This is a genomic window from Undibacterium sp. (assembly GCF_030683615.1).
GTDB classification, from domain to species: Bacteria; Pseudomonadota; Gammaproteobacteria; order Burkholderiales; family Burkholderiaceae_D; genus Undibacterium; species Undibacterium umbellatum.
In genome coordinates this window covers 131,465-145,385 of the sequence record NZ_JAUXQE010000011.1, presented here as the reverse complement: position 1 = coordinate 145,385, position 13,921 = coordinate 131,465, and the positions used below count along the sequence as shown (strand labels likewise).

Here is a 13,921-nt window from a genome sequence, read left to right as displayed (position 1 = left end):
GCGGTCAATCTGAATATGCCGCAAGGGCCGTCGCCAGTGCAGCCGAAGGAACCTGTCGTCGTGAATATTGATGTGGATTTCGATGGCACTGTGACCTGGAATGGTGCAGCAGTGAATCCAAGCGAACTGGATGCCAAGCTGGCAGAAGCGGCAGCGCAACCTGACCAGCCAGAAGTGCATTTGCGTCCGGTGGCTGTCGTTCCTTACAAATCTGTGGCAGCTGTCATGGCCGCGGCACAGCGTCTTGGCGTGACCAAGATCGGCATGGTAGGCAACGAGCAGTTCTTGAAATAAGCCAGCTCATTTCATCATGAGTAAAAAAGCCAGGGACGTATCATTCCCTGGCTTTTTTATTGATTCAAGTTATCTGACTTTATCAGCGCATTGCCTCATACAACTCCAGTGGCAAGCCATCAGGATCAGCAAAAAAGACAAAGCGCCGCCCAGTCAATTCATCCATCCTGATATCCTCCACCGCCAGCCCCTGGGCTTCCAGCATAGCTTTACAAGCTAATACATCGTCGACTTCAAATGCCAGATGACGCAAGCCCTGTGCTTCAGGTCGCGATACCCTTGGCGGCGCATAAGGAAATGAAAACAATTCTATTTGCGCACCTCCTGGCAAGGCCAGATCCAACTTATAGGAAGCTCTTTCTGCCCTATAGGTTTCAGCAATAAGGCTCAGACCCAAAATTCGGGTATAGAAATCCTTTGACACTTGATAATCAGAACAAATGATTGCTACATGATGAATACGCTTTAGCATGAATCTACACCTCAGTCAGAGACTCAGGTATTTTGCATGAATTGCAAATACAAATCACGGGCGCGTGTCGCTACCACACCTATAGGCAATTCGCGGCTTTCGTATCTGGTGCAAGGCGTTACCTTGGCAAAATTGCCTGTATTGAAAATCTCTTTGGCCGCCAATAGTTCTTCCGGTTTTACAGTGCGCTCGGAAACTTGTTTACCATCATCCTTGAGCAAACCGATCACGCGCGCCCTGGTGATGCCCGACAAGAAACTGCCGTTTGCCACAGGCGTGACGATTTCATCATCTGCCGTCACAAAGAAGAGATTGGCCGTGGCAAATTCAGCCACATTGCCGTGCATATCACAAACCACACCATTGTCGAAACCACGTTCTTTGGCTTCGCGCAGAGCCCTGGTGGAATTTGGATACAAGCACGACGCCTTGGCATCGGTCGGTGCCATGGAAGGATCAGGACGACGCAGGCTGGACAGGCAGGCAGAGAAGCCGGTAAATGCTGGCATGGGCGCATCAAATAAAGTCAACGCAAAACCAGTAGTTGATGGCTCAGGGATCAGCAAACCATCAGTGCCAAACACCAGCGGGCGTATATACAGTTCAGCATCTGCAGGGAACAGTGCTATGCCTTCGCGGCACAATGCTTCGAGTTCATCGACATTGTATGGGCATTGTAAACCCAGACGCTGGGCCGACTGTATGACGCGGGCCAGATGCAAACGCAAATCCGGTGTCAGGCCGCGAATGGAACGCGCACCATCAAATACTGAGGAACCTAGCCAGACAGCATTATCCATGGCGCCAAACAGTGGCGTATTGCCTTCACTCCATTGTCCCTTGAAGTAGCTACGGTACATAAGATTCCTCACTCATTGATAGTAAATTGGCGACGCATCGCAAATGGTAATTTTAAATGTATCACATTCAATATTTCAGCAAACGGAAGCGAATCAAGGCTGCGCCTGATTGACACCATGCTTGCTCGATCTGATGACTACATATTGCTTGCGGAATTCCAGCCCACGCTGCGGCCATTTTTCTGCGTATTGCTTCAGATGCTCAACTGCTGGCAAAAAGTCTTCGCCATTGACTCGACAATCAGCAGCCAGTTTGCCCTCATTATCACGCGATGCAAACAGGCGTATGCCGATGAAATCACTGGTCTGCAACAAATCATGAAATGCAGGCATGCTTTCTGTGAACAAGCAGCAAGGGCAAAATGGATGCTCCTCTTTTTCCTTGGGTGCTGGCCGGCTGGCCAGATGGGCGACCGGGCCAAGTATCACCTGGCGAAAACTCTTGCCCTCTTCTGCCTCTGCGCCGGTCTTCATTTCTATGACCGTGCAGTTCAACGGCTGCTCGCGGGTAGCATCAAGCAGCACCAATAAATCCATCCTGGCCCAGGTACGCACCCCCTCAAGCATTGCATCAGATTCAGTCGCCCCCATGGCATGCTGGTACTCACTTAAACCTTGCGGGAAGTAGGCAGCATGGCTGGCATAGATGCGTGTGCAAGTGCGGAATTTATCTTCTGCCAGCGTAACAGTTTCCACTCTTTCCACGGCTAGCAGCATGCCATCTTCCAGAGCAAGGTAATTGTCTTGCCATTTCAGCTTGATTTCTTCTGCAGTCAATACTTCAAACAGGGCCAGGGTTAATTCCGCATCGATATTCACGTTGGCAAATACCGGGCGCGCAGACTCTGCTACAGAACTGGAGCTAAATTTCCCCATGAAGTTCTTGAAGGCACTAGAGATGGATGTGGTGACAGGCATGGAAACTGAACGTATGTATGAAAACAAACCTGCATTGTAGCAAGAAGGCAAAGAGATCAAGGCAATTGCATTCATCGCAAACATTTATGCCTTGATGGCATTGATCAGTTTACGCGCTTTTTCATCGTCTTACTGGGCTTGCGTCTCCATTATTTGTGTGGAGGGGTGTTACATCATCACAGAGTTTACTAACTGCGAAACCTTGAAGCGGTAAAGCATATATGCAAGTAAGTCCTGCTATCAGCATTTCTGGATCAACAACATGTACGTGCGCTGGATTGCAGCATTCTAACTGACCAGGTTTGTTTGCATGTTCTGTATGTCAAACCCAGTTATCGTGCGCTTGCCATAGCCATAGCCTAGCAGGGGCAATTACCTGCAAAATGTCCTGAGCCGGAAGTTATTCGCAACGAAGATACAGAATACGTCGAGGCTGCCATAGCAGTTGCCGCCAAGAACCTGTCGAAAACCTTACTGCGCATCGTGTTAGGTGCTCATGTACCGTTCAAAAGGCTCATGCATGATTCACCTTCCGCTTTGTGCATTGCGCCTAAGTTGCCTCGAATGTCACCACCAAGCAACTAACGCACGCTCGCTCCTGATTCTAAACAGGCTTCAAAAAACAATCAACTATCCAGATGGGAAATCAGCAAGTTACTGAAACGCGATAATTCCTTACGCTTGATGTCAGTACCAGCCCCGTCGGTGTCAGGCGCATCGACTGACAAACCTACTGCGATAATATCGATCAGCAATAATTGCAGGATGCGTGAAATCATTGAAAGGAAGGTAGCATTGTCTTCTGTATGATTCACTGCCAGACAAACAGTCGCCTTTTTGGCCAATGGTGACTGGTTAGGCGTAATCGCGATCACATCTGCCCCGGCCAGGCGGGCAGCATCAACCGCTTTCAGCAATTCTGGCAATTTTCCGGAATTAGATACCACGATAACAACATCACCCGGATTCAGCAATTCTGCTGCCATGGAAAACAAATGCGCATCACCATAGGACGCGGTAGGAATGCGGAAGCGGAAGAATTTATGCTGGCCATCCAGCGCCACGGCACGTGAATTACCCATGGCATAAAACTCCACCTTGTTCGCCTTGCGTAACAGGGCAATTGCCTGGTCCAGCGAACGTACATCGAGCTGATCACGGAAATTCAAAATTGCCGAGACCGTATTGTCGATGACCTTGGCGCTCAAGTCATGCGTGCTGTCACTCATCCTTACCTGGCTATGCCGCACAGGAATAGTGCCGGTCAGGCTACTAGCGAACTTGAGTTTGAAGTCAGCCAGGCCAAGGAAGCCCAGCGAACGGCAAAAGCGGATGACGGTAGGCTGGCTGACATCTGCCAGACGGGCAATCTCTGCAATCGCTTCGTTCAATACGGTGCGCGGGTTTTCCAGCACCAGGGTGGCAACACGGCGTTCTGCCGGTGTCAGCTCAGCCTGGATTTGCTGTATGCGGTCCATAAGCGAACTGTCGCCACTACGGCCACGCAAGTGTTCGGACAAAATCGCCGACACACCATAAAACGCCGGGTTAGGCGTCGTAATCACAAAGGTAGGAATTTGCGCGAGGTAGCTGGTGAAACGCCCTTTGGCTTCAAAGCGAGTACGGAAAGCTGAAGTGAGGAAATAATCCCCCATCAGCGGGACGATGCCACCACCAATATAGATACCGCCAAAAGCGCCCAAGGTCACCGCCAGGTTGGCACTGAAACTGCCGAGCATGCCGCAAAAGCATTCCAGGGTTTCCAGGCAAAGTTCTTCAGCATCAGCCAGGGCACCCCGCATGATGTCTTGTGCGGGCAGGGCTTTGACTTTCTTGTTATTCCGGTCCGCCAGTGCGCGGTAAATCAATTCCATGCCAGGGCCAGAAATCAGGCGTTCGGTAGAAACATGCGGCCATTCTTTCCAGGCAAATTGCAGGATCGCATATTCACGTTCATCCACAGGTGCAAAATTGACGTGGCCACCTTCACTACCCAAAGTCACAAAGCCATCAGAAGTCGGGATCAAGCCAGACACCCCCAGACCCGTACCTGGCCCCAATACACCAATAACGGATTTTGCCACCGGCGTGCCACCGCCAACCTGCATCAAGTCTTTAGCCTGCAAACCCGGCAGGGACATGGCCAGGGCAGTAAAGTCATTGACGATCAGCAGTGTGTATAAACCAAATTCGCGTCGTACATCTTCTATGGAAAATGCCCAGTCACGGTTGGTCATCCTGACCTGGTCACCGTCGATAGGGTTGGCCAATGCAAATGCAGCATGATGTACTTTGCTGGCGGGTACAGTGGACAGATAGGCACGCAGCAAGGCGATGATGTCGGTGTATTCGTCACACTTCAAGACCTTGACGGATTCAAACACACCTGGCGAAGACTCAAGTGTAAAGCGCGCATGGGTTGCGCCTATATCTGCCAACAAGCGCGGGCCGCTGGAAAACCCTGCCGCGTTACCATGTTCTACAAGTGCGTTTTCTGTCGTCATGCTGTCTTCATATTTACGGTTTGCTGCCTATTTTCTTACAGAGAATACAATCCCGCAATTTACCACAAACACCCTGAAAATCATGCCTAAAATCAGTGATTGCCGTAGCGAGCAGCCTGCATCTACCTCTAAACGGGCATGACAATATCATTTACCTAACTTTATTGATAGCTCTGCCTTGCTATTTTTCAACCAGTGCACATCGACATGCACCTGTTTTTTTGCCTCGTCCCAGTTGAACGGTATCGCTTTGCCTTGCAAACTTACTGATGCTGGTTTGCTGGCAATATTGTGTATATGCAGCGCAATATCCCTATCCGCTGCCTCAGCATGTGCACCTGTCTGCGTCTGCAGGCTGATTTTCAACTGCGCAGCATTTGCCTGACTATTGAAACGCATGAGGGTATAAGCACCCTTCTCATAAGCATTCGCAGTCTCACCATCATCGTCATACAACTTGCCTGCAGACTTTTTGACGGCAGCATCATGGTAGTAGTGCAGCTCCAGTTTTTTTGCTGAATAGTCGCGGGTATTCTGGACCAGCGGGCTCACGGGGACAAAAGCGCCTGCACGCACAAATACAGGTATGTGATCTTGCACCACCATGACGGTGGATGTTGTTCCACCCTGATATTGCTGGTCATTGTAAAAATCAAACCAGGTGCTACCTGCAGGGAAATATACGCTGGCTTCTTTTTCCGCGGCCTTCATGACAGGATGAACGAGGAAGCTATCACCCCACAGATAAGTATCAGCCACGGCTTGCAGTTTCCGATTCTGCGGCTCAGCATAAAATAGCGGGCGCATGAAAGGCAGGCCATGCTGGTTATTATCAAATGCCAGCGTGTAGTTATACGGCAGCATGCGGTAACGCAATTCTATCGCTGCCCTGGCCAGGGCCTTGGTTTTTGCCTCACGCAAAACCGGCTCGGATGCCACCTCTTCTTGCGCATGCGGACGGAACACAGGCTGGAACACGCCATACTGCAACCAGCGCGTGTATAACTCATCATCCAGATTGGCACCAGCAAAACCACCCAGGTCAGAATGCATGTAAGCCATGCCCTGCATACCCATCTGCAAGGCTATTTCAGGCTGGGAGCGCAAGCCGCCCCATGTGCGATTCACATCCCCCGACCACGGTATCATGCCCAGTCTTTGCGAACCGGAATAGCCAGAACGCATGAGGATGAAAGGCCGTTGATTGGGGTAGTCTTTCTTGTAGCCATCAGCAATCAGCTTGGCCCAGTTGTGACCATAGATATTGTGCAGTTCATCAGCACTGCCAGTCTTGTGCTGCAACGCCGATGGATGCACTTCAGGTTCACCCAGGTCACCCCACCAGCCAGCAACACCCATGTTTTTCAAGTCTTTATAGATAGCCCAGAACCAGTCTTGCGCTGGGGGATTGAAGATATCGATAAGACCGGTATTCCCAAAATAAAAATCATAGGTAAATGGCTTGCCCTGCTTGTCAGTCGCCAGCACATTTTTATTAACAGCTTCTTGCCATTTTTTTGAGGTCGTCAAAATGAAGGGCTCAGTGATCAGGATAGTCTTGATACCTTGCTGGGCAAAGTCCGCAATCATGCCCTTGGGATTAGGGAAGCTGTCTTTATCAAACTCAAGATTACCCATGGTGCCCTTGACGTCTTTGCCGAACCAGTAAAGATCAAAGATGATGGCATCGACAGGGATTTTTTCAGCGCGGAATTTATCCAGTATGCTGCGCGCTTCTGCTTCATTGTGATAGCCAAAGCGGCTGGCGAAATTACCAAAGGTCCAGCGCGGTGGCAAAGGCTGGCGCCCGGTCAGGCTGGTATAGTTGCTGACGATGTCGGCCCAACTGTCACCGGCGATGATCTGGTAAGTCTTGCGCCCGCTGATGGTTTCATAAGCCAGCACATTGTTTTTCTTACTGTCCAGGTCAAGCTGGCCTATCGCTGCATTATCAAAATGCAGTCCATACATCTTTGATGAAAACACCAGCGGCATGGCAAAGTTCATTTGCTCTGAACGCTCTTCGTAGCCATAGTGCGCCTTGTTGTACAAAGGCAGGCGATTGCCTCGGCGATTCATGCCAAGTGCGCGGGCACCGCCACCATACAGGGCTTCGCTGGCGTCCAGGTTAAAATCCAGCACTTCTGCCTCTGCGGTTTTGCTATAACCATTTTTTTCTGACAGCAAGGGTTTCCCCTTGTAGGCATAGGCAATTTGCAGCGGTGATTTAGTGATGCTGACACTGATGTCACCGGCAACATAGTGAATCTTGCCTGCTGTCTCCTTGAAACTGGTCTTTATCCGCGCTGGCAACAGGACCACTGCATGCGAAGCAGGGTTAAATTTTTCAGCAGCAGGAATGAAACTGGTTTCCATGATCTTGTCGCTATAAGGCTTCAAGACATAGAGACCATCATTGGTCTTGATTTCCAGTTGATCGGCCTGCTTGCTGACTGACACGATAGTGCGTGCAGAATTTTGCGCCTGCGCCGTACTCACCAATGCAAAGACAGCAGCCGCCAAGATATTCAGTTTTACTACGGTTGTTTTTTTCATGCTGTCTCTAATTATTTTTTTGGCCTGTACATGCTAAGGTGCGATCAATATCGTGCTCAAGCCGCTATTGAATTGCACCTTGCCATTGACGACCATGGCCGTCTTGCCTGAGTAATAGTCACGCAGTTTTTGTCCGTCGGCAAACACGCCACCGACGCTGATGGCAGGATTGGTGTTAGCCGGGATATCCAGAGCAATCACCACTTTATCGCTGATGCCGTTCTTGTCATAAGTACGCTTGAAGGTATAGGGTTGCTCAGCGAGTTTTTCATGCAGACCTGCGCCTATGGCAGGATGGGCACGCCGGAACAAACCCAGACGACTCCAGTGTTGCCTGACATAGGCAATGCGGTAGCTGTCACGACTGGCATTCTTTGCCAGCTCATCCCAGTTCATGGACGAACGCAAAGTCGCGTCACCTTGTGCACCAGCGACATTCAAGGAACGCGCGGTTTCATCACCGTAATAAATCTGCGCAGCGCCAGGGCTGAGCAAGAGTTTACTGGCAGATTCAAATGGCTTTTGGCGCAAGAGATCAAATGGCCCGCCATCGTCATGCGAGCTGATGTAATTGAGTACGGAATACCCGGCCAAAGGCCCATGCAGACGCGTGGCATAATCACTGAACAGGGCTTCATAAGCCTTGTTGGCATCTGACTTGAAACCAAAATTGATGAGACTGTCAAAACCGTTCTGGTAGAAATTGACACTCTTGCCGCCGCCCATATCAAATTCCTGGCCATGGGCGAGCGCGTAGTTATACACTTCGCCAGTCATGAAGAAGGCCTGATTACCCAACTTCTTTTTGGGGTTGGCTCGCTTCCAGTCTTCATAAGCCGCACTGGCAAGGCCGTGCAATTCTATCCAGATTTCTGGTTCAGTATGCTTGGCGGTATCAGCGCGAAAGCCGTCAACACCGTATTTCTTTACCCAGTCGACATGCCATTTCATGAGATAGTAGCGTGGCGCACGTGGCAGGCCCGTGCGCTGGAAAAATGCATCCAGCTCTTTGACTTCCCTATCGTAGCGCCCTTCTGCCTTCCACTTTGCTACCAGCGCTGGCGGCAAGCTGACAGTGGCATTACTGTCTGTGCGTATATCGGGCAGGTTTTTTACCAGGGTGCAACTGACGGTAGTTTCAGTATCTTTATAAGTGCAGGTGGGTGATGTCCTGACCCATTCATCTGGCCAGACCGGATCTTGTTCGGTCACTGGTCCCAGGTGGTTCATGACCACATCCAGCAAGACGCGCATGCCATGCGCATGGGCAGTATCGACAAACTCACGCATGTCGGCTTCTGTACCCAGGTTCGCATCAACACGGGTGAAGTCTTTGGCCCAATAACCGTGGAAGCCATAAGACTTGCCCGTGCCTTCATCGGTACCGGCATGGATTTGCTCTACAGGCGGCGTCAGCCAGATGACATCAACCCCCAGGTCTTTGAAATAGCCAGATTTGATCTTGGCTGTAATGCCCGCCAGGTCGCCACCAGCGTAGCCACGCTGGGGTGCAGCATCTTTTTTACGGCCATAGGCGAGGTCATTCTTATGATTGGCGTTATGAAAACGGTCTGTCAGTAAAAAATAGACTGTGGCGTTTTCCCATAAAAATGGCTGTGCTGAAATACTTTTGTGTTGAGATGATTGCGCATGTGATGCAGGCATGACGCCTGCAGCCAGCAGCAATGCCAGCCCCAGTTTTATTGCAGTCGCTTGCATGATGAGTCTCCGGCTAGTGCTATAGAATAAACTGCGATTAAACCGTGGCGGCATTGGCTGCCGTCTCATCATTGGCTGATGTGGCGGATGTGCCTTCGACCGCTTCATCCTTGACCAGCAAAGTCAGCAGACCAGCCAGTATCATGCAAACACCACCCAGCATCAAAACCTTGACTGACTGGTTATCAAAGAAGTGCTTCAATATCGCACCCAGCACGACACCAGCAATAATCTGGGGTATCACCACAAAGAAATTGAACAAGCCCATGTAGTAACCCATGCGATTCGCTGGCAAAGCACCCGCCAGGATTGCATATGGCATGGTCAACACACTGGCCCAGGCTATGCCTACGCCCACCATGGGCAAGAGCAGCATCTGTTTGGATGAGATCAGGAAAATACTCATCAGGCTGACGCCGCCTATCACCAGGCATAGCATGTGAACAAATTTGCGGCTGGTCATCTTCGCCAGTACAGGCAATAAGAAAGCTGCCAGTGCCGATACTCCGCCATACACGGCAAACATGATGCCCACCCAATTGCCGCCTTCCTGGAAGGCTGCTGACTGGGCATCGCTGCTATGGAAAACAGTTTGTGCAATCGAAGGCGTGGTGTACACCCACATGGCAAACAAGGCAACCCAGGTAAAGAATTGCACCAGCGCCAGTTGCACCATGGTCTTGGGCATCCTGGTGAAGCCACCCAGGATTTCGCTAACAGCCTTGCCTATGCCCTGATTGTTTTTACGTTCTTGTTTGAATTTTTCCAGGTCGGCTGGTGGAATTTCCTTGCTGGTGAACACTGTCCACATAACAGACAAGGCAAATATGGCACCGCCAAAATAGAAGGAATATCTGACCGTATCAGGTATAGCACCGTTCACTGGCACATTGCTGACACCCAGATAATCAGTGAATATCGTTGGCAACAACGATGCGATCACACCACCACAACCGATGAAGAAAGTTTGCATGGCAAAGCCTGCTGTTTGTTGCGAGACATCGAGCTTGTCACCGACAAAGGCGCGGAAAGGTTCCATGGAAATATTGATGGCACTGTCCATCATCCACAACACCGCTATCGCCATCCACAAGACGCTGGAATTGGGCATGAGGAACATGGCAATCGAGGCCAGCACCGCACCAATGAAAAAGAAAGGACGGCGGCGTCCCCAGTATGGGTGCCAGGTATTGTCGCTCAGATAGCCGATAACGGGTTGCACCAGCAAACCAGTAATGGGGGCTGCCAGCCAGAACAGGGCCAGCTCATCCGGATTTGCACCCAGGGTAGAAAATATGCGGCTGGTATTGGTATTTTGCAGTGCAAAACCAAATTGAATACCAAAGAAACCGAAACTCATATTCCACAACTGCCAGAACGACAGACGTGGTTTGTATGCAGATACTTGCATGGTGTTTTGTCCCCAAATTTATTATGAACTACTTGTTGCGGTATTACTTATTGGCAGAAAACGACTTCCCAACAAAGCCACCATACTAAGAACGTCCGCATGCTGAAATACTACCACAGCAAAATGTAATCAAACTACATAAATTTTCAAGAGCAACTACAAACGACAATCATGTCTGATAAAAACAGAAATTTTGCATAAAATCAATGCATGAAAATAGTAATCTGTAGCTATACTACCCATAATTCCCTACGTTTTTAAGGCTCATTCTGACGCATACGGATGTATGCATTCTAAAAAAATGCCCGCCACTTTCACAAAAGCAACGGGCATTAATCTATGGAAAGCAAAGATTCCAGAATCTTATTTACTCCTGAAAATAAGCTCTTTCATTTTCTGCAATTTCGGATACACCACAGGCACGGTCATCATGGTGCTGGCGATGGCCATCAACAGCAAGGCGGTAAAAGTTTCGCTGGTGATGATGTTTTTATCCAGCAAAATATTGGCGAAGATAATCATGATCAAAGCCTTGGTTTGCAATAACCAACCTATGATGGATGCCTCGCCTTTTTCCCATTTCAGTATCTTGCCTGCTACCTGTATACCTATCAACTTCCCGGCGACAGATGCGGCCAGCAACACGGCAGCAGCGATGAATACCGCAGCACCGCCCACGGCCCAGTTGGTACGCAAACCCGTACTCAGGAAAAACACTGGCATGATGGCAAGCAGGACATGGTGACGCATGAGATCCATTTTTTCCTGGTTAAACCAGTGAGCATCCATGACAGCACCCGCCAGGAAGGCGCCTACCATATAGTGCAAACCAGCCCAGTCAGCTGCAAAGGCACAGGCTGCCAGCCAGATCAGGCCTACATACCAGCGGTCGCGCTCTTCCAGACAGACCATGAGTTTGCGAAACAAAAGCGTCGCAACAGTAAACAGCAATAAGAAACCAACTTGTCGCCCTACTCTGGTCCAGTCCAGCAAGATCACTGCCAGCACGCCCCAGATGGCAATATCGTCCAGACTGGCATAACGCAGTATGCGCTGGCCTATGGGTTGGCGCAGGATATCCAGTTTTTCCATCAACAAGATCAGGATGGGCAAAGCAGTTACTGCACAGGCCATGCCTATACCCAGCACGAATTGCCAGCTCATGGCTCTGGCCCCCATCCAGCCATCCATGCTGAGCAGACCCAGACCAGCTACACAACCAAACAGCAAAGGCATACCCAGTGCCAGACCAGCCGTGATGGTACTTTCGCGTCTGTATTCCCAGGCCTTCTTCAAGTCCAGTTCTATTCCGGCAATCATGACAAAAATCATGACAGCCCACCAGGCGATGCCGTTGAGTGACTGTATTACCTGGGGATTAAAGACAAATTTATAGTAGTCGGGATAAATCGCGCCAAGGACGCCAGGCCCCAACAAAATACCAGTGATAATCTGGACTACTACCAGTGGTGCGTAATAGTCGGTTTTTCCTACCCGCCAGATCAGATAAGGCAGAGTGAAAATTACAAACATCGCAATCAAAAAAATCTCGGTAGTGCTCATACCAGTATGCATAATTTATATTTTTTGAGTTTTTTTTTCTATGCACCAATTCTTACTAGTGGTGCCTCCCCGACTCAATATTGACTCAGCTTCTGGCCTTGCAATGCTGGGCGATATAGGCAGCATGCCCCGGCATGATGGCCACGCATTTCTGCACTACCTCACGCACACTATCGAGATATTCCATGGTGTCCGCTTCGGACTGCAAATTTACCAGAGGATTGAGGTTGTCAGGAATTAAATTTTGTCCTTCAAAAACCTGCAACCAGGCTACCTCAGTAAACAATTCAGTGTCGACGCGCAGCAAGCGTCCGCTGGCACGAAACAGATCAATTTTATGCTGCAGGCTGTCAGGTACAGGCATGTCAGCACAGGCTTTCCAAAAGGCCGAATCATCGCGCTGATTGAGTTTGTAGTGAAGGATTACAAAGTCACGGATACGCTCATATTCAAAGCGTGACTGGCGATTGTATTCGGCGATATCAACGGCATTGAAACCCTGGTCAGGGAAGAAGTCGATCAGGCGGGCGATTGCTGATTGTATGAGGTGGATACTGGTTGATTCCAGCGGCTCAAGAAAGCCGCTGGACAAGCCTATTGCGACGACATTCTTGTTCCAGGTTTTGTTGCGCATGCCAGTCTTGAACTTGATGACGCGCGGATCAGCCAGGGGCTTGCCATCCAGATTGGATAACAAGACCGAAGCCGCTTCGTCATCACTGACATACTGACTGCAGTACACATGGCCATTACCTATGCGGTGTTGCAGCGGGATGCGCCATTGCCAGCCAGCGCGGTGTGCAGTGGAGCGGGTATAGGGCAGTAGTTCTGGCGCAGATTCACAAGGCACCGCTTGCGCCCGGTCGCAAGGCAACCAGTGCGACCAGTCATCATAACCAGTGTGCAAAGTCTGCTCTATCAATAAACCACGGAAGCCTGAACAATCAATGAACAAATCTCCAGCGATGCGCTCCCCATTTTCCAGAACGATGGCATCGACGAAACCATCAGCCTCGCGCTGGCTGACTGAGACTATCTTGCCTTCGGTACGTACCACACCGCGAGATTCTGCGATCTTGCGCAAATAACGCGCATACAGGCTGGCATCAAAATGATAGGCATGGGCTATCTGATGCAGAGGTGAATTCGGCATATCTTGACGGGCTGGCATGAACTTATTCGCCTTGCCCATCATGCGGGTGATTGAATAGGCAGCCAGATTATCCGCCTTGCCCAGTTTGCGCATTTTTTGCCAATATTGATCAAAACGCAGGCTGGCAAAATCCTGGCCTATGGTGCCAAAGCCATGCATGTAGCGATCGCCCTGCTTGCCCCAGTTGACGAATTCTATCGCCAACTTGAATGTTCCTTGTGTCTCGCGCAAGAATTCATTTTCATCTATGCCGACGACCTGGTTGAATCTTTGTATCATCGGTATGGTAGCTTCACCCACACCAACAATACCAATTTCATCCGACTCCACCACGCGTATCTGATATTGCCCCTGCAATACGGTGGCCAACGCCGTTGCCGTCATCCAGCCTGCCGTACCACCACCAACGATGACGATGTTTTTTATAGTTGCATTTTGCATTATTGCCTCCTCCATAAAAAAAACCCCTGT

Annotated in this window: 10 protein-coding genes; 1 reads left to right on the top strand and 9 read right to left on the bottom strand. The window is 50.0% G+C overall.

The window, feature by feature from the left end; genetic code table 11:
• Window positions 1-294, top strand: a 294-nt coding sequence (locus Q8K39_RS07400) for a biopolymer transporter ExbD (protein ID WP_305259101.1), incomplete at its 5' end; no start/stop codon positions are given.
• A gap of 82 nt (window positions 295-376) precedes the next feature.
• Here the strand turns inward: Q8K39_RS07400 and Q8K39_RS07395 are convergent.
• The 9 genes from Q8K39_RS07395 to Q8K39_RS07355 all read right to left on the bottom strand — a co-directional run bounded on the left by Q8K39_RS07395 (window position 377) and on the right by Q8K39_RS07355 (window position 13,891).
• Complete coding sequence (locus Q8K39_RS07395; protein ID WP_305259099.1) at window positions 377-766, bottom strand: VOC family protein; 390 nt, start codon at window positions 764-766, stop codon at window positions 377-379.
• Between the two features lie 23 nt (window positions 767-789).
• A complete protein-coding gene (locus Q8K39_RS07390) occupies window positions 790-1,626 on the bottom strand; it encodes a branched-chain amino acid aminotransferase (RefSeq protein WP_305259098.1) in 837 nt (278 codons plus the stop codon).
• 93 nt (window positions 1,627-1,719) lie between these two features.
• The gene (locus Q8K39_RS07385; protein WP_305259096.1) at window positions 1,720-2,628 is read right to left on the bottom strand and encodes a DUF6348 family protein; all 909 of its coding nucleotides are present in this window, start codon (window positions 2,626-2,628) and stop codon (window positions 1,720-1,722) included.
• Between the two features lie 542 nt (window positions 2,629-3,170).
• Complete coding sequence (locus tag Q8K39_RS07380) at window positions 3,171-5,048, bottom strand: glucokinase (RefSeq protein WP_305259094.1); 1,878 nt, start codon at window positions 5,046-5,048, stop codon at window positions 3,171-3,173.
• Window positions 5,049-5,195: 147 nt separating this feature from the next.
• Window positions 5,196-7,604, bottom strand: a complete 2,409-nt coding sequence (locus tag Q8K39_RS07375) for a TIM-barrel domain-containing protein (RefSeq protein WP_305259092.1) — start codon at window positions 7,602-7,604, stop codon at window positions 5,196-5,198.
• 33 nt (window positions 7,605-7,637) lie between these two features.
• Window positions 7,638-9,323 carry an alpha-amylase family glycosyl hydrolase gene (locus Q8K39_RS07370; protein ID WP_305259090.1) on the bottom strand — a complete coding sequence of 562 codons (1,686 nt, stop codon included), beginning with the start codon at window positions 9,321-9,323 and terminating at the stop codon, window positions 7,638-7,640.
• 37 nt (window positions 9,324-9,360) lie between these two features.
• On the bottom strand, window positions 9,361-10,734 hold the full coding sequence (locus Q8K39_RS07365) for an MFS transporter (protein WP_305259088.1): 1,374 nt from the start codon (window positions 10,732-10,734) through the stop codon (window positions 9,361-9,363).
• A 363-nt stretch (window positions 10,735-11,097) separates the two neighbouring features.
• On the bottom strand, window positions 11,098-12,297 hold the full coding sequence (locus Q8K39_RS07360) for a cation:proton antiporter (protein WP_370868575.1): 1,200 nt from the start codon (window positions 12,295-12,297) through the stop codon (window positions 11,098-11,100).
• An 85-nt stretch (window positions 12,298-12,382) separates the two neighbouring features.
• Window positions 12,383-13,891 (bottom strand): tryptophan halogenase family protein, encoded by a 1,509-nt coding sequence (locus Q8K39_RS07355; protein ID WP_305259084.1) that lies wholly within the window; start codon window positions 13,889-13,891, stop codon window positions 12,383-12,385.
• Window positions 13,892-13,921 lie beyond the last annotated feature (30 nt).